Genomic DNA, 17,532 nt, shown 5'->3' on the forward strand with positions numbered 1-17,532 from the left:
CGTTTGTGAAACCAGCTTCACAAACGCTGACGATGATTGTGGCGCGCTTTCGCAGGATGACTTTTCGATGCCTTTAGAAGATATAAGGATAATAGAATAGGAGTTATACTATATACTCAGAATAATTATCAATATATGTAAGGGAGGAGATTCTAGTGAAATTAAAGTTTTTATGTCTGATTCTTTCAACAATGTTTTTGCTTACTTTTGTATCATGTAGTCAGAACAACTCTAATGTAAGTACATCAGGGGACGCGAATGATCTCGTTGAAGAAGATATATTCGGGAATGTGGTCACTAAGACAGATAACGGATTTAAGTTTCAAAATATTGAATGGATGTCCAATCAAGCAGTAATAAAAGAGAAAGCGCCCGAGGCATCCTACGAAGAAAAATTAGACAGGTTGGAAACGCACAAAAAATATGATGATAGAGAGATCGTAGTGCTTTATCACATGCAGGATGATAAGTTTTGTGGCGGTGAATTTCTTATTAAATTCAACAATGAATCCGATTATGAGGCGTATTTACCGAAAATAAAAGAACAGGCAGAAGATTTCTTCAAAGAACCGCCAATGGGCAATTCTTTGGATGATCTTTTAGATGGAAAAGAAGTCGTATGGGAAGGCAAAGATAAAAGCTATGTTAGGATAATACCTTCCGGGGAAGGGGATTATTATAAAAATGTGATTACCATAAAAGTAGATGCGCCAATGGATATAGCGCCAAGAGATATAGATTAAAGCACTAATGTGTGCTATGTAAACTAGGTAGGAGAAGAAGCTGACCGTTATTTGGCCAGTTCCTATTCTAATAGTTTATCCGTTTTTGCAGCGCTATTTCATACATGGCGTGATGATAGGCAGCATTAAGGAGTAGTACGATAATAGCAGGGTATGAGTATTCATGCCCTGCTATTGATGCGTTTTTCTGAACGCGCCCGGCGTCATGCCTTCATATTTGCGAAATAAAGAGCAAAAATAGCTCACGTCATTATATCCTACGGCATGGCTTATTTCTTTTATATTAGATGAAAGAACGATACGGTTCAATGGAAGAGCTGAATAAGCGCTGGTATACTAACTTTTGGGGGCATACCGCTAAAGCCGGCACATTGTTGCCTTTAGACGGGGGTATAAGTGCTGCTTTTTTGGCTCCTGTGGGCGATAAATACGAAGATCCGAATCAGTACTCAGCGGGGCTAAAGATACAGTATGGTCAAATGCGTTTCCTGTTTATGGGCGATGCTGGGCTGGTGTCTGAATAGCAAATGCTCAAGTCTGGGCAAGACTTGACAGCTGATGTTGTGAAAATAGGGCATCACGGTTCAGCCGATGCCACATCCTAAGAATTTTTGGATGCTGTACGGGCAAGGGGCGGCAATCATATCTGTAGGTCGGGGCAATGATTATGGCCATCCCGATCAATCCACGCTGGATAAACTACCCGGCATAGGATCGGCTAAAGCCCAAAGTATCATTGATTATAGAGAACGAAACGGGCCGTTCAAGGCCGTAGAAGAGATACAAGAGGTATCGGGTATAGGGCCTGCTACCTTTGAGGATATAAAAGATCATATAACAACCAGATAATGTGCTATATGACTTCTTGGATTTTAACATTTCACCAATCATTCGGGCTTTCGAAAGTTACTCATACATTGAAAATCAGCAACAGTTATGGTATATTACTCGAGTTTGACAGTAAAATAAGATAAAAATAGCCACAAACTTCGGATATACAAGGGTTTGTGGCTGTCGTCGTTGGATATAGTAAAAGGAGTATAAATAATTTTGTGTATAGTGGGCTTAATAGAAATCATATACCTTCGCATGTCCTAAAGCCTCAAATGTATCCCGAAGTGGTTTTCCGCCAACAGTCAAACCGTCTTCCAGAAGGATATTTGTCTCGCTTAAAGTGAGAGCATTCCCTTTGAGAGCATTGCTTGACCATGTGAGGCCAATGCGGTAATAGTTTCCTAATTTCATTTAGCAGGTATACCTCAAAGGGGCGCAATTCATCGATAGCCATCTTATAACGGTCGACTTTTTCATATATTGTCATCAATTAGCGCCATCCTTTCATGTGCATTAACTTGGTCCATAAAACGCCATTGCAATAGGCAAAGGAATATATCAAATCCAGATTATTGATATTATGCGATCGTCCGCTATATTTCTGCACAATTGTTAGCTCCAATGACCATAACAAGGATGATGGGCGTTACTAATATGTATAAATATGTGGCACAAAGGATGTCGAACATTTACATAATAAAATTCCAAGATATCAAGAGATATATTAAGATAATGGAAGTATTCGGGAGCATAGAAGGTAAAATCATGGCTTGAACGGTATTTATCGCCTATTTTGGGAATTAACTTAATTGGTTATATAAGCTATATTATAAATAATTGATATATTGATATAGAAAATGATAGTCAATTTGAGATATATGTGTTGTGGATATAACAAATAGTGACAGTCAAAAAGATGCGGGGAGGATGTAAGCATGATTCAGAAGAGCTGTATGCGGAAAAACCGCACGTACGGTTCCGTGAGGGGTAGTAAACAATCCCTTCATGATATAAAATATCATTGAAAGAAGTGCCGAGACTGTCTACTCGACGGATATGATATGAATGAGAGTATATGGCTAAATATAGTAGAACATTTATAGAGCTAATTAAGAAAGTAGGTATGGACAGCTAAGTCTAGAGCACGAAGTGAGAGCAGTTTATGGAATATGTGAAACAATACCAGCTGTCCAATCAAAAAATCATTTATAGTATCTATATCCTTGGTGAAAATGCATGAATGAATATTTCGGTGAAAAGCCAAATGAGAGAAAACTTCAAGTATGGTCTCGTGAAGGATATAGCGAACCTCTCACGTTGTTAGTTAGAAATTATTACGGAAGGAAGAGATTTAGATATGTATACTCCACGGAAACTTAAAGCTTTTAGATGTATGCTTTTTATAAGCATTGTTCTAATGTTATATGGTAGCACTGCGTTTGCTTCAGGTCCTTATTATAATACGTTTAATCGGCATGTTAACTCTAATGGCGTTGGGGACTGGGGGAATGATACTCTTTATTATCACGTAAATAGTTCTTCAACATTATATGATGCTATAATTACAAAAGCCGTTAATTCATGGAACGCGACATCTACGCCAATATACTACAAAAAGGACTTAACTGATGGCTTGATAGAAATTTATTCCGTTCTAAACATTCCACCAGCACCTGATGGTTCTGTTGAGTTAGCAGAAACTCGATTTTTTCATTGGCTACAAGTAGATCCAAGCTCAAGTAATTGGTTTTGGACAGAAATTCATACAAACCAAAATTCTCATGGGTATCCATCATTATCTACTGTTAATAAGCAAGGGACAATGGCTCACGAATTTGGCCATAGTTTTGGATTGGCACATCTGACTAGCACTCAATTAAGCGAAGTTAAGAGCAAAGGAATACAAGTTATAATGTTGCAAATAGCACAAGGCCGCACAACATATTTACCGCAAACTGATGATTGTACGGGCATCAATTCATTATATCCATAAATATTAAGAGTCTAGGAATACTATTATTATACTATGTCCTGTAAGACATGATAGGGAGTAAATGATGGAAACAAAAAAGTAGATGTCTATCCGGATAAAATAGATAAAATAAATGATATAAGTTGCCATATGGCAAGCCATGATTTAAGAGAGGAGAAGTAAAATCATGAAATTGAAATTCGTATTTATGTATATGCTAATCGTAAGCTTTACGGTTTTATTTGGATGTATTAGCACCTATCAAAGTTCTAATGCAAATAGAGAAGTCTATTCGAAAGATGTAAGTAATTATATCGCTACTGTGACTACGACTATGGATAAAAGTCGCATATATAATGATATAGATGAATTAATTAAATACTCTGATGCGATTTTTGATGGTAGCATACAGGAAGTTTCGTATTTTGATAAGGGAAATTATACATATTCCAAATTAAAGATTTCTATTACTAATTCATATTATGGAGATCTAAAGATTGGCGACATAGTTACGGTCGTTGAACCGGGTGGAGTAACAACACTGGCTAATTATAAAAAAATTGTCGGTGATAAAAAATTTAATAATATAGCTGAACAAGATGCCGACGAACAGTATGTGAAAATAAGTTATAATGGTACTGAATTGAGTAAAGATAACGACAATGTATTAATTTTTACATGCAAAGATAAAAATAACTATTGGGATTTACCTAATGATTACTATTTTATAGTAGGATATAAAGATGGCAAATTTGATATTGATACTAATAGTGTAAAACGTAATGGGAAAGATCCTAGTCTAGAACCTCTTAGCATGGCGAAAGAAAATTATAAAAATATAATAAAAGATAAAATTAGTAAAAAAATTAGATAAAATTTTTATCCTGAGAAAACACAAACTAGATCATCAAGGGATATTATTCCAATATCATTGAAAGGAGTAGCGAGGCTGTTTACTCGGTAAATATTTAAATGAAGCTTAAAAAAATAATATACACCTATTTACTTATAGCTTTAGCTATTAACTTTATTGGGTGTACACAAAAAAACATGCTAAATCAGGATTCTGATGATATACGAAAAATTGCTTGGGATCAGCTGAGTGAAGAATCTAAAAAAGAGATCGTTGGCGATTGGCAAGATGCAAAATTAGAGAAAGTAATTGCGAACGGAAAGAGTATTAATTTACTAGATTTAGATTATGATAACAAAGAAGTTTATCACGTTACATTTAAAACAAAAAATGAAGAACTTTTGGGACCGATAGGTGTTTATATTTCCTTAGATACACATAAAATTATTGGGGCTGATTATAGAGAGTAGTTTTTACTATTATTTTTTGCCATAGAAGTCATGCAAAGGATAAACGGTTCCATTATATCGGCCGATGCGACGCAGGTATATAAATATATGGATATAGCTTGTCAGTCGATGAGATGAATACCTCATCTTTGGTAAAAGCAATAGAAACTGCCCTAAGTTGGAATGTAGATATTATTAGCATTAGCATGGGAACAGATATAGGAAATAATGATCTTAGAAATGTTATTCTGAATGCAGTAAATCATGGGATTGTTATTATATGTTCTGCTGGAAATGATCCATATGAAGCAAATTATCCTGCTTCTTTTAATATACCTGGAGTAATCTCAGTTGGGGCTATTGGGAATGACTACAATATTCTTCCATATACCAATATTAATCCGCAAATAGATATTTATGCTCCAGGTGAAGATATAGCTTCACTTATTAACGATAACTCGAAGATTATAGGATATTCAGGTACTTCAGTTTCTGTTCCATTTATAACTTTTGCTTGTATTTATATTAAAGCATATTATTCTTCATTAAAGCCTAAAGAAGCAGAAAATTTTTTAATCAAACAGACTGATACTTATCTGGCTAAGTGGAGAAACGAACAAAGGGAAATTAAGGTATTAAATATGGCAAAGTTAATGAAGTCTTTAAGTATCTGAATAAAGATGGTCATGGACATCAAGGAAATGGTCCAACAAGGTGTACATTACACCGATATAACCGAAATAATGAGCGTAGACCCAAGAAAGGTCAATGGCATACTCGGGCCGAAGAACAAAATATCCCAACTGTGATAATAACTTGCGTGTAGCAAAAATGTGGCGTATACTAATACAGAAGATTAAACCCTTATAAAGATTGATTTTACTGTAAAAATGAATAGGAGGATTGTGATGTTTAAAAATTTATGTATTACTTTCATAGATGTGAGTTTACTTCTATTACTTTTGGTAGGATGCAATACTACTCAACAACCAGCAAATACGGCAGGTTCTTATACTACAAAATATGAGCAGATTCCGGCATCATCTTCTATTCAAGAATTAACGGAGAGCACTATTAATAGTAGATATAAGAATGTAGCTGACATTTGCTTTGAAGATTATGAAAACATTGACAACATAGGTTATTTGGCGTTTTCTTATAAAAACAAGCAGTTACCATATTGTGGTTTTACCGTGGCACAACAAGATGGAGAACAATATAAATTATCTTATTTTGAGGACTATTCTATTGCCGAAAAAGAACCGGTTAGTATTACTCAGTTTATTGGGACTTATCCCGGTACAAAAGATCGGAAATTCCATATAACTATAGGATATATTAACAACGATCGAATAAAACAAATAATCCTTTATTATCCCCAGTCTAACGTAAAGGTTATACAATTAGGGGAAGACCAACATGTTTTTCTTGATATTAATGTAAATTCTAAAGATTCATTATTGAAAATTGAAGGCAGAGCAAGCAATGGGAATATCGTTTATAAAAAGGATTCCGATTAAAAGGGATTTCGATAAAGATGAGTCTCAACACTAAACTTTGTGATATTAAGCTAGTTCCATAAAATGGAGTATAAATAATTTTGTGTATAGGGGGCTTAATAGAAATCATATACCTTCGCATGTCCTAAAGCCTCAAATGTATCCCGAAGTGGTTTTCCGCCAACAGTCAAACCGTCTTCCAGAAGGATCTTCGTCTCGCTTAAAGTGAGAGCATTCCCTTCGAGAGCATTGCTTGACCATGTGAGGCCAATGCGGTAATAGTTCCCTAATTTCATTTAGCAGGTATACCTCAAAGGGGCGCAATTCATCGATAGCCATCTTATAACGGTCGACTTTTTCATATATTGTCATCAATTAGCGCCATCCTTTCATGTGCATTAACTTGGTCCATAAAACGCCATTGCAATAGGCAAAGGAATATATCAAATCCAGATTATTGATATTATGCGATCGTCCGCTATATTTCCGCACAATTGTTAGCTCCAATGACCATAACAAGGATGATGGGCGTTACTAATATGTATAAATATGTGGCACAAAGGATGTCGAACATTTACATAATAAAATTCCAAGATATCAAGAGATATATTAAGATAATGGAAGTATTCGGGAGCATAGAAGGTAAAATCATAGCTTTAACGCTATTTATCGCCTATTTTGGGAATTAACTTAATTGGTTATATATGCTATGTTATAAACATGGGTAAAGTTAGGGAATTAAAGCCATGCGTCTATCATATGGGGTATGAGAAAAATTATTTGCTTGCTCTATATGATTGATGATTATGTATATATACAGATGAGCATTAAATAATCAATAGCGGGGTAAAGCAGTATGTTTTTTCGTTTGTTAAATCATGAGTTCGGGAAATTATTCAAAAGGAATGAATTCAATATTGCGCTCACCGTCGAATTTGCAATGGTTTCGGTAATATTCATCGTATCGTGCAGTGTTCTCTATAAAAGTTATACTTCTCAGTTGATGTCTGCTTATCAGTTATGGATTGGTTACGATACCTCACAGTTTAATTTCACTAAGTATATTTATTTTTTATTCTTTATCACGCTGCCTGCCAGCATTGCTTTTTCCGATTCCTATTTGGAAGATAAAAAAGAAGGAGTTATAAATTTCATTGTATCGCGCTGCAACAGAGGTTTGTATATTTTCAGCAAGGGTATAGCGGTGTTTGTTTCAGGTTTTATAATAGCTTTTTTGCCTTTGTTGATACATCAGATCATGTGTATGACCTCTGTTCCTCTATTTTCCGTTTCGGAAGCAGCGACGGGTAACCCTGCTTATGACAGATATTATCTTACCGCTTTTATGTTAAAGGATTTGCATTCCGCCAATCCTTACTTACTTAACGTTGTATATATGATTTTCGATGGCATGTTCGGCGGCTCGATTGCTTTATTATCATATTCGTTCTCATTTTTCAAAAATGTCAATAGATATGTCGTAATTATATTGCCTACAATCTTATTTTATATGGAAAACTTTGTATCACAGTTAATGGGCAAGCCTAATTATAGCATTATGAATTACTTATATATTACGGCAGGCATTAAGAATATGAATATAGACGTATTTTTATTTGCTATTATGTTAACTATATCAGCCAGCATAATTATTATTATATTGAATAACCTATCCGGAGATGAGGTTTGAAGATGCGTTTGGGCAGCATATTGTCAGGGCACATGAAAAAACGCATCATTGCATACTTGCTTGTATGTGTTTTTGTTATGATTATATTATCTGTCGTGTTAACCGTCCTACGTCCTACAGGCAATATAGATATAATTAATATATATCAATTTATTTAGGACACACGGCGGGAATCCTCTTCAATTTATTGGAGAGATGAGAGCCGTGTGTATCTTGCCAATTGAAATAGTTCATTGTATAATAACAATTGTAGTCCTGCAGCCTGTACACAGGTGCTTGCTATGTGGAATGGTGTACCGTATATCCACATGTTGCGCTAAATGGCAGAGTAACTACAGTACGCAACGTTGTACATTGATAGCTGGATATTTGGTAGTTGCAGCAAGTAATCCTTTGCTGCGTAAAATATTCAAGGTGTCGTATTTCAAAAGTATCTGTGTAGGGTTTACCCAGCAGTAGTGGCGTTGGACACGCCGGAGATGTACCGATGGAATGGATATAGTTTCATCGGGAATCCAAAGCTCGCCAATTTATTGGTGATGTAGTTCACAGGAGGATAGGTTATGCTGGTTAAAGATGCTAAGGATATCGCTCGTAAGTGGGTCATTGATGAAGGTAGTAAATTGCCGGGTTTTTATGGAGCTTTCTATCATGGTTCGATTAATTGGCTTTCTGATAGTTCTATTCTTTCTACAACTTCGGATGTAGACATAATGGTTGTACTTGACGATTCCAACCCATCAGATAAGCTTGGGAAATTCATCTATCAGGATATTATTTTAGAGGTTTCATATCTTCCATCTAATCAGCTTCTATTACCTGATCAGATATTGGCTCAATACCATCTAGCAGGTGACTTTCGAACGCCGAGCGTTATTCTGGATCCATCGGGTCGATTGAGCAATATACAAACAGCTGTAGCTGAAGATTATGCCAAGCGCAAATGGGTTTACAAGAGATGCGAACATGCGATGAATAAGATTATGAAAAATCTTCAGAGTTTGAACGATTTGGGACCGTTTCATGATCAGGTTGCTGCTTGGCTGTTCGCGGCAGGTGTAATGTGCCATGTATTGCTTGTGGCCGGTCTTAAGAATCCAACTGTGCGACGTCGATATCTAGCGGTGAAAGAACTTCTGGAAGAATACGGTTACACAAATTTTTACGAAATTTTGCTAGAAGTATTGGCATGTGCCAGGATGAATCGTACTGATGTTGAATGCCATCTTGCAAGACTTGCCGATGTATTTGATGTAGCCAAGGGAGTAATGAAGACGCCTTTCTTTTTTGCGTCCGATATAAGCGATATTGCCAGGCCGATCGCTATCGATGGAAGCAGAGAGTTGATTGAGGGTGGCTATCATCGGGAGGCCGTGTTCTGGATAGTGGCTACTTATTCCAGGTGTCAGAAGATACTTTATCATGATGCGCCGGCGGAAATGCAGGATAGGTTCACCCCGGGCTATTTACAATTACTTGCCGATCTTGGCATTGCTTCGCCGTTGGACCTTCAACAGCGCGGTGAGCAGATCAAAAAGCTTCTCCCGCAGCTCTGGAATATGGCGGAAGTTATAATTTCAGCTAACCCGGCAATCGAAGGTTAAAAACTATAAAACGTACTATATGGATGAAAGAGGCTTTGGGTATTTATACAAAATTGGCCGTATCTACCATGAAGGCTGGATATATGATATAATATATAAAAATCAATACAAAAGGAGCTGATTTATATGGCTTTGGAAGGAAAAAAACTCGTAATGCTTGCAGCTAACGATTATGAGGATCTAGAGTTATGGTATCCTGTTATAAGGTTGCAAGAAGCCGGAGCTCAGGTTATAGTAACTGCAGCCAAGCCGGGTACAGTGATGAGCAAACATGGGTATCCTGTAGAGGCGACGGTAGCATTTGCCGATGTAAAAACCGACCAAGTGGACGGGGTGTTGATACCGGGCGGCTGGGCTCCCGATGGCATACGCAGGCATAAAGAAGCTCTTGATATTGTACGCGAGATGAATAGGGCCGGCAAATTAGTGGCTGCCATATGCCACGCCGGATGGGTACTTGCATCGGCCGAGATTTTACAGGGCAGAACAATGACATGCGTATCAGCTATAAAGGACGACGTTATACATGCCGGGGCCAAGTACCTCGATCAACCCGTGGTAGTGGATGGCAACCTGATCACGTCGCGTACGCCGGCCGATTTGCCGCAATATATGAAAGCAATAGTGGAATTTCTTAGCAATTAGAAGGTCATAAAAACTTATATATAATAAATCGACAATAGGCCCGGTATATATCTCAAACCGGCTTTAAAACCGTAATTGAGGATATATACCGGGCCTAATCTTATTACTAATAAAGGAAGAAGCTATATAATTGCCAAATGCAATGAAATGGGGTATACTACTGGTAATAGTTTAATTTGTTTATTCCGAAAGGAGCTAAATATGTCCAAGGATAAAACCTATTATATAACTACACCTATATATTATCCGAGCGATAAACTGCATATAGGGCATTCCTATACTACAGTGGCGGCTGACGCTATGGCGCGCTTTAAGCGGATGACCGGCTATGATGTGTGGTTTCTGACCGGCACCGACGAGCACGGCGAGAAGATAGAGAGAGTGGCCAGGCAGCATAACGTGACGCCGCAGCAGTATGTGGATGATATAGTATCATGGATAAAAAATCTGTGGGAAACAATGGATATATCATATGACCAATTCATACGTACTACAGACCCAGAACATATGAAGATAGTGCAGACTATATTCAACCGCCTTTATGAGCAGGAAGATATATATAAGGGCGAGTACGAGGGCTGGTATTGTACGCCGTGCGAGGCATTCTGGACTGAGCTGCAGTTGGTTAACGGCAAATGTCCGGACTGCGGCAGGCCGGTGGAGAGGGTGCGCGAGGAAGCTTACTTTTTTAAGCTCTCAAAGTACCAGGATAGATTGATAGAGTATATAGAAACCCATCCTGATTTTATACAGCCTGCATCGCGGCGAAATGAGATGTTGAATAATTTTCTGCGCCCAGGATTAGAGGATTTGTGCGTATCGCGTACATCTTTCAGCTGGGGTATCCCGGTGACCTTCGATCCTAAGCATGTAATATACGTTTGGATAGATGCTCTCAGCAACTATATAACAGCACTGGGCGCGTTTACCGATCATGACGAGGCATTTCGAAAGTATTGGCCGGCTGATGTGCATTTGGTAGGCAAGGAAATAGTGCGCTTTCATACTATAATATGGCCTGCCATATTGATGGCTTTGGGTCTAGAGCTTCCCAAACAGGTATTTGGCCACGGATGGCTGGTCATGGATGGCGGTAAGATGTCCAAGTCAAAAGGCAATGTAATAGATCCGCTCAAATTGGTCGAACAGTACGGCGTAGATGCTGTGCGCTATTTCCTGCTGCGCGAGGTACCATTTGGGGCAGACGGTAATTTTTCAAACGAAGCGCTGGTCAATCGTATAAATTCCGATCTGGCCAATGATCTGGGCAACCTGGTCAGCCGTACGGTAGCTATGGTGGAGAAATATTTTGGTGGCGTGTTACCTGTGCCCTCTACTGCTCAATCTATGGACGACGGCTTAAAATCCATGGCTTTGAGTACCCCAAAGAAAATGGAGGAGCTGATGGATAAACTCCAATTCAGTAACGCCTTGTCGGAGATATGGGCACTTGTCGCCCGAAGCAATAAATATATAGATGAAACCATGCCGTGGGTATTAGCCAGGGACGAAGCACAAAAGGAGCGTTTGGGTACCGTGCTCTATAATCTGACCGAGGTCATACGCATGATATCCGTCATGATACAACCGTATATGCCCAACACATCGCCCATGATATGGAGACAAATAGGACTTGCCGAAGGCCCAACTACATCCTGGCAGAGTTTATACGATTTTGGCGCAATAGAACCCGGGACAATGGTCAAAAAGGGTCCGGCGCTATTCCCGAGGATACAATAGGGAGGTAGGACATTGCTTATAGATACTCACGCCCATTTAGACGATGCACGCTTTGACGAGGACAGAGAGCATGTAATACAACAGCTAAGGCAGGACGGCCTAGACTGCGTTATAAATCCCGGAGCCGATATGGTCTCCTCACGCAAGGCTATAGAATTAGCCCATGCATATGAGTTCATATATGCCGCGGTGGGCGTGCACCCTCAGGACGCTGAACATTTAAACGATACAGATTTGGCCGAATTAGAGAGATTAGCTGAAGATGATAGGGTAGTGGCTATAGGAGAAATAGGGCTGGATTACCATTATGATGAACCCGGACGTGATATTCAAAAGGCTTGTTTTAAGAGCCAACTGAAATTGGCCGATAAATTGGGCAAACCGGTTATCATACATGACCGCGATGCCCACGGCGATATGATGAGCATATTGAAGAATCGCGGTAAAAATCAAAAGGGCGTATTGCATTGTTTTTCCGGAAGCGTGGAGATGGCTGAAGAATGTTTGAAACTGGGATTTTTAATATCGTTTACCGGCAATATAACATTTAAAAATGCCCGCCGGCTTATAGATGTGGTCAAAGCGGTTCCCATAGAGCGCATAATGATAGAAACCGACAGCCCTTACTTATCTCCGGAACCGCATAGAGGGCAAAGGAATTACCCGGGTAATGTGCGTTACGTTGCCCAAAAGATAGCAGAGATAAAGGGGATGCAATACGATGACGTCGTGCGCATAACCGGACACAATGCCATAAAGCTGTTCGGCCTGACCGAACTGGGTGCAGAGCGCCATGCCTGAAGATAAAAAATTATTGTTTGAAGGACTCAGCCTGCTTGTAAAGCCGGCCTCGGCCGATTGCAATCTGGCCTGCCAGTACTGTTTCTATATGCCCAAGCAACAGCTTTACCCCGGTATAACGCGCATGAATGTGGAAATATTGGAACGGATGATAGCTCAGTATATGGATGTGGCCGGCCCTGTAGCTACCTTGGCTTGGCAAGGCGGAGAACCCACGCTTATGGGCTTGAATTTTTACAAAACGGCTGTAACTTTAGAACAGCAGTATAAAAAAGATGGGCAACAGGTTAATAATGCCTTTCAGACCAACGGCATATTGTTGGATGACGATTGGGCTGAATTCTTTGCCGAAAATAATTTTCTCATAGGCATCAGCATGGATGGTCGGGCCAGGTTTCATGATATTTATAGGAAGGATCGAGGTAGCAAGCCTACCCATGATAGGGTATTGCGAGCGGTCAAGTTACTTCAGCGGCATGGGGTGGAGTTCAATATATTGACAGTTATAAATGACGTCAACGCCAAGAAACCCGAGGCGCTTTTCAATTATTTCTTCGATATGGGTATAAGGTATATGCAGTTCATACCGTGTTTGGAGACGGATGAGCATGGTAATGTAGCGCCATTTTCTGTATCGAAGGATGATTATGGTGAATTTCTTTGCCGCATGTTTGATAAGTGGTATAATATGGGGCAACCTGAGTGCTATATACGCGATTTCGACGAGTTGATGATATATTATGTGACTGGGCGGCATCCATCATGTACCTGCTCGCCTTTTTGCAATAGTACTGTGGTAGTGGAATATAACGGGGATATTTATCCTTGTGATTTCTTTGTAGAACCTCGATGGCATTTGGGCAATATAAGCGATAAGCCTTTGAAAGAGCTCTTGCTGTCGGATAAATACGAAGCGTTTCGTAACGGTAAGCAGCCCATAACGGATGAATGTCAAAATTGTGAGTATTTATCCATGTGCTGGGGAGGCTGCCGTAAGTTCTACTGGAGTGAGAGTAGGATAGATCAACATCGCACATATTATTGCGATGCCTATAAACGGTTTTATAAATACAGCCAAAGCAGATTCGAACGCTTGGCGTCGAGGTGGAAGGAGGCGCGATGATTGCCTGTGGCCGTAGCTATGGTTGAGATAGCCATACCTTTTGCTCATTCGCTCAAGGATAAGAGACACGTGGTCAAGGGTATAATCGCTCGCCTGCGCAATCGCTTCAACGTTTCTGTTGCCGAAATGGAATATATGGATATTTGGCAGCGCGCGGTCTTGGGCATAGCGTGTATATCCAATGATGGAAAGTTTGCCAACGGCGAGATAGATAAGGCCATAGATTATATTGAAAGCGGCGAAGGCGAATATCAGGTGATAAATATAGATGTTCAGATACTGTGATTATTCTCCCGAACGACGCTTTAGGCGCTGCTCTCGCCTTATTATCGCATCTTGAAACGCTTTATGCTCATCCGGAGTTTCTGGCGATACGCAGGGCACGGGTGTAGGATGCCCGTCGTCATCTAACGCCACGAAAGTCAGATAAGCCTCATTAGTCAGGCGGCGCTGGCCGGTGGTCAGATTCTCGCCGTAAACGTCTACCGCTACTTCCATGGAAGTACGGCCGGACCATGTTATTTTGCCTCTTAATATGACTAATTCACCCACTTTTATGGGTTCTTTAAAGTCTAAACTGTCGACTGCTACCGTTACCACTGTATGGCCGGAATGTCGTGAAGCCACTATGGCACCGGCTATATCTATCCAGTGCATAAGCCTGCCGCCTAAAAGGTTGCCAAGCCCGTTGGCATCATTGGGTAATACCATCTCTGTCATTTCCACTTTCGATGCCGATGGCGGCTTAAATCCCATATTCGGATCACATGCGTTTATCATTGCATTTCCTCCTGCTATTATGTACGATGTCTGCTGTTGCTTATAATTTAACATATTTGTATATGATGTTCAAGCATAGAGAAATTATCAAGATAAATACTCCCTGCAAAAAAATTTGACACACTCTTGTCCAATAGTGTATTATAATAACAAGATTGAATTAGACGAGACGAGTTTAGATGAGATGAGCCGAGAAGAGCATAGGAAATGAATTTATGACTTTTCGGCCGGAATGATATTCCGGCCTTTTGCATATCTTTTCGGCCTCTCTGGAAAGGAGAGAGCGTATTTGTACTATCCAGACAGACGAGATTTTTGCGAAATGGCGGCTCAATACGATGTGGTGCCGATATGGGCCGAATTCATGGCTGATACCATAACACCCATATCCATATTCTCACGCTTTGCTGACAGGCGTGGCAGCTTTCTGCTCGAAAGCGTTGAAAGTGGGACGAAATGGGGACGCTATTCCTTTATAGGTATCAATCCATCGGCATCATTCGAATTCAAAAATGGTTTGCTTAAAACTGATGCTGGTCAAGTGTCGTGCTCCGACCCCATAGCCTATATGAAGGATTGGATGCACCGGCGCCGCTGTCCGCAGATAAAAGATTTACCGCGTTTTTCGGGTGGATGCGCTGGTTATTTTGCCTATGATATCGTAAGGGTGCTCGAACCATTGCCCGATGTGCCTGAAGATGACCTTGAATTGCCCGATGCGCACTTCGTGTTGTGCGATGACCTCATAGTATATGACCATTTAAGGCAAAGGGTTATTATAATAGTTAATGTTAATGTTGAACATGAAAGTGATGCCGCTTATGAGCGAGCCATAGGCAAAATAAAGTTAATGTACGACGAGATAATGTTGCAGCAAGCATCAGCGTCTGTCGAACTGCATAAAAACACAGAGAACATATCGCCTGTAAGCAATGTATCCCGGCAGGAATATGTAGAATGGGTTGAAAGGGCCAAGCAATATATACTCGACGGTGATATATTTCAGGTGGTGCTGTCACAGCGATACGAAACGGTGACTAGTGCTCATCCATTCGACGTATACAGGGCGCTGAGGACGCTGAATCCATCACCATATATGTATTACTTTAATTTCGGGTATTACCGGATAGCTGGTTCATCGCCGGAGTCGTTAGTCAGGGTGGAGGACGGTGTTGTGGAGACCTGTCCCATAGCAGGAACCCGCCCACGCGGCGATACGCCTGAACAGGATGCTGAACTGGAAAACGAGCTGCTCAATGACGAGAAGGAGAGAGCCGAACATATCATGCTTGTGGATCTTGGCCGCAACGATATAGGCAAGGTGGCTGAATACGGCAGTGTGAGGGTTGAAAACATCATGCATATAGAAAAATATTCCCACGTTATGCATCTGGTAACCAATGTTAAAGGTAGGCTCAAGGGTGATAATGACGCCTTCGATGCGCTGGCTGCATGTTTGCCGGCGGGCACGGTCAGCGGTGCTCCGAAAGTTAGAGCCATGCAGATAATAGACGAAATGGAGCAGGTGCGCCGCGGGCCATATGCAGGGGCCATAGGGTATATAGGTTATAATGGCAATATGGATGTGTGTATAACCATAAGGACGGCTATATTCGTGGGCGAGAAGGTATATGTTCAGGCAGGGGCAGGCATAGTGGCCGATTCGGTGCCTGAGCGCGAATATGTGGAAACAGGTAATAAGGCCAAAGCCTTGCTACAGGCTATAGCATCAGTCGAGAAGAGAGGAGTTTTGATGAGATGATAAGGGAAGCTATCGATATGTTGGTGAAGGGACAGGACTTGTCGCTGGAACAAGCCATGCAATGCGTTGATATGATAATGAGTGGTCAAGCGACGCAGGCTCAGATAGGCGCGTTTTTGGCAGCTATGAGCCTCAAAGGCGAAACGGTGGATGAGATAACGGGTGCGGCGTTGGCCATGCGCAGCAAAGCCCAAAGGTTGGAACTTGACATGTATTGCGTGGATACATGCGGTACAGGCGGAGATAAGGCCGAGACGTTCAATATATCGACGGCGGCGGCTTTTGTTGCTGCGGCAGCCGGCGTGCCGGTGGCTAAACACGGTAACCGTTCGGTATCCAGCCGCTGCGGCAGCGCCGATGTGCTCGAAGCATTGGGTATAATAACCGATATGCCGCCGTCTTACACAGCCCAATGCATAAAAGAGGTGGGTATAGGTTTTATGTTCGCGCCGGTATATCATACAGCTATGAAGCATGCTGCTGGCCCAAGAAAGGAACTCGGCATTAGAACCATATTCAATATTTTAGGTCCTCTGACCAATCCGGCGGGTACCAAAGGGCAGGTGTTGGGGGTTTACGATGCTGTAATGGTGCGGCCGATAGCACAAGTGTTGGCTAAACTCGGTACCGACAGGGCCATGGTGGTTCATGGTACAGACGGGTTGGATGAGATAACGGTAGCAGGAGAAACCATGGTTGCTGAAATAAATGGCGACAGTATCGCTGAATATACCATAGCACCCGAGCACTTTGGGCTGGAAAGGGCAACAAGGGAGGCATTAAAAGGCGGAGATCCACAGCACAATGCTGCTATAATAAGGTCGGTATTCAATGGGCAAAAAGGCGCTTACCGCGATGCTGTCATTTTAAATGGCGCCGCTGCGATATATGTTGGCAAAAAAACGGAGACATTGGAAGAGGCCGTGGATTTGGCGCAAAAGCTCATCGATGACGGCAGTGCCGGTGCAAAGTTGAATCAACTTATTGAATTTTGTAACCGCTACGATAAACAGCGGCGACAAGCAATGGTATGAGGT

The 17,532-nt window shown here is 40.9% G+C and carries 18 protein-coding genes and 1 pseudogene; 17 read left to right on the plus strand and 2 right to left on the minus strand.

The genetic code is table 11. From position 1 onward, the window contains the following. Positions 1-155: 155 nt before the first annotated feature. Complete coding sequence (locus tag MAHAU_RS02530; RefSeq protein ID WP_013780152.1) at positions 156-743, plus strand: hypothetical protein; 588 nt, start codon at positions 156-158, stop codon at positions 741-743. A 171-nt stretch (positions 744-914) separates the two neighbouring features. Here MAHAU_RS02530 and MAHAU_RS16120 read toward each other — a convergent pair whose 3' ends face one another. Beyond that, entirely contained in the window at positions 915-1,052 is a 138-nt protein-coding gene (locus MAHAU_RS16120) for an AraC family transcriptional regulator (RefSeq protein WP_083809817.1), read from the minus strand. Here MAHAU_RS16120 and MAHAU_RS15675 point away from each other — a divergent pair. From MAHAU_RS15675 to MAHAU_RS02605, 14 genes and pseudogenes are all read left to right on the plus strand, one after another. Continuing rightward, positions 1,052-1,267, plus strand: a complete 216-nt coding sequence (locus MAHAU_RS15675) for an MBL fold metallo-hydrolase (protein ID WP_049783324.1) — start codon at positions 1,052-1,054, stop codon at positions 1,265-1,267. The genes MAHAU_RS16120 and MAHAU_RS15675 overlap by 1 nt on opposite strands. Positions 1,268-1,334: 67 nt before the next feature. Further along, positions 1,335-1,592, plus strand: coding sequence for a ComEA family DNA-binding protein (locus MAHAU_RS15680; protein WP_083809818.1), 258 nt, complete (start codon positions 1,335-1,337; stop codon positions 1,590-1,592). Positions 1,593-2,934: 1,342 nt separating this feature from the next. Next, positions 2,935-3,570, plus strand: a complete 636-nt coding sequence (locus MAHAU_RS02545) for a zinc metalloprotease (protein ID WP_013780153.1) — start codon at positions 2,935-2,937, stop codon at positions 3,568-3,570. Positions 3,571-3,736: 166 nt separating this feature from the next. Then, positions 3,737-4,423: a hypothetical protein gene (locus MAHAU_RS02550; RefSeq protein ID WP_013780154.1), complete on the plus strand. Its 687-nt coding sequence runs from the start codon at positions 3,737-3,739 to the stop codon at positions 4,421-4,423. Positions 4,424-4,521: 98 nt separating this feature from the next. Then, positions 4,522-4,872: a hypothetical protein gene (locus MAHAU_RS02555; RefSeq protein ID WP_041643795.1), complete on the plus strand. Its 351-nt coding sequence runs from the start codon at positions 4,522-4,524 to the stop codon at positions 4,870-4,872. A gap of 128 nt (positions 4,873-5,000) precedes the next feature. Next, positions 5,001-5,525 (plus strand): S8 family serine peptidase, encoded by a 525-nt coding sequence (locus MAHAU_RS02560; RefSeq protein ID WP_049783326.1) that lies wholly within the window; start codon positions 5,001-5,003, stop codon positions 5,523-5,525. A gap of 234 nt (positions 5,526-5,759) precedes the next feature. Further along, on the plus strand, positions 5,760-6,371 hold the full coding sequence (locus tag MAHAU_RS02565; protein WP_013780155.1) for a hypothetical protein: 612 nt from the start codon (positions 5,760-5,762) through the stop codon (positions 6,369-6,371). Positions 6,372-7,206: 835 nt separating this feature from the next. Next, complete coding sequence (locus MAHAU_RS02575) at positions 7,207-8,040, plus strand: hypothetical protein (RefSeq protein ID WP_013780156.1); 834 nt, start codon at positions 7,207-7,209, stop codon at positions 8,038-8,040. Between the two features lie 563 nt (positions 8,041-8,603). Beyond that, entirely contained in the window at positions 8,604-9,644 is a 1,041-nt protein-coding gene (locus MAHAU_RS02580; RefSeq protein WP_013780158.1) for a hypothetical protein, read from the plus strand. 126 nt (positions 9,645-9,770) lie between these two features. Further along, positions 9,771-10,289, plus strand: a complete 519-nt coding sequence (locus MAHAU_RS02585; RefSeq protein WP_013780159.1) for a type 1 glutamine amidotransferase domain-containing protein — start codon at positions 9,771-9,773, stop codon at positions 10,287-10,289. Between the two features lie 201 nt (positions 10,290-10,490). Further along, a pseudogene (metG, locus tag MAHAU_RS02590) lies at positions 10,491-12,023 on the plus strand (methionine--tRNA ligase); the annotation flags it as partial. An 18-nt stretch (positions 12,024-12,041) separates the two neighbouring features. After that, positions 12,042-12,830 (plus strand): TatD family hydrolase, encoded by a 789-nt coding sequence (locus MAHAU_RS02595; protein ID WP_013780161.1) that lies wholly within the window; start codon positions 12,042-12,044, stop codon positions 12,828-12,830. Beyond that, entirely contained in the window at positions 12,823-13,953 is a 1,131-nt protein-coding gene (locus tag MAHAU_RS02600) for an anaerobic sulfatase maturase (protein ID WP_013780162.1), read from the plus strand. The genes MAHAU_RS02595 and MAHAU_RS02600 overlap by 8 nt, the downstream gene beginning before the upstream one ends. A gap of 6 nt (positions 13,954-13,959) precedes the next feature. Beyond that, positions 13,960-14,238: a DUF503 domain-containing protein gene (locus tag MAHAU_RS02605; RefSeq protein ID WP_245543949.1), complete on the plus strand. Its 279-nt coding sequence runs from the start codon at positions 13,960-13,962 to the stop codon at positions 14,236-14,238. Here the strand turns inward: MAHAU_RS02605 and MAHAU_RS02610 are convergent, their stop codons facing one another. Next, positions 14,239-14,733 carry an acyl-CoA thioesterase gene (locus MAHAU_RS02610; RefSeq protein WP_013780164.1) on the minus strand — a complete coding sequence of 165 codons (495 nt, stop codon included), beginning with the start codon at positions 14,731-14,733 and terminating at the stop codon, positions 14,239-14,241. Positions 14,734-15,022: 289 nt separating this feature from the next. On the opposite strand from MAHAU_RS02610, the gene trpE reads away from it, so the two are divergent. Continuing rightward, positions 15,023-16,495 carry an anthranilate synthase component I gene (gene trpE / locus MAHAU_RS02615; protein ID WP_013780165.1) on the plus strand — a complete coding sequence of 491 codons (1,473 nt, stop codon included), beginning with the start codon at positions 15,023-15,025 and terminating at the stop codon, positions 16,493-16,495. Continuing rightward, on the plus strand, positions 16,492-17,529 hold the full coding sequence (trpD, locus tag MAHAU_RS02620) for an anthranilate phosphoribosyltransferase (RefSeq protein ID WP_013780166.1): 1,038 nt from the start codon (positions 16,492-16,494) through the stop codon (positions 17,527-17,529). The genes trpE and trpD overlap by 4 nt, the downstream gene beginning before the upstream one ends. Positions 17,530-17,532: the final 3 nt, after the last annotated feature.

The organism is Mahella australiensis 50-1 BON (genome assembly GCF_000213255.1).
In the GTDB taxonomy this organism is placed as follows: domain Bacteria; phylum Bacillota; class Clostridia; order Mahellales; family Mahellaceae; genus Mahella; species Mahella australiensis.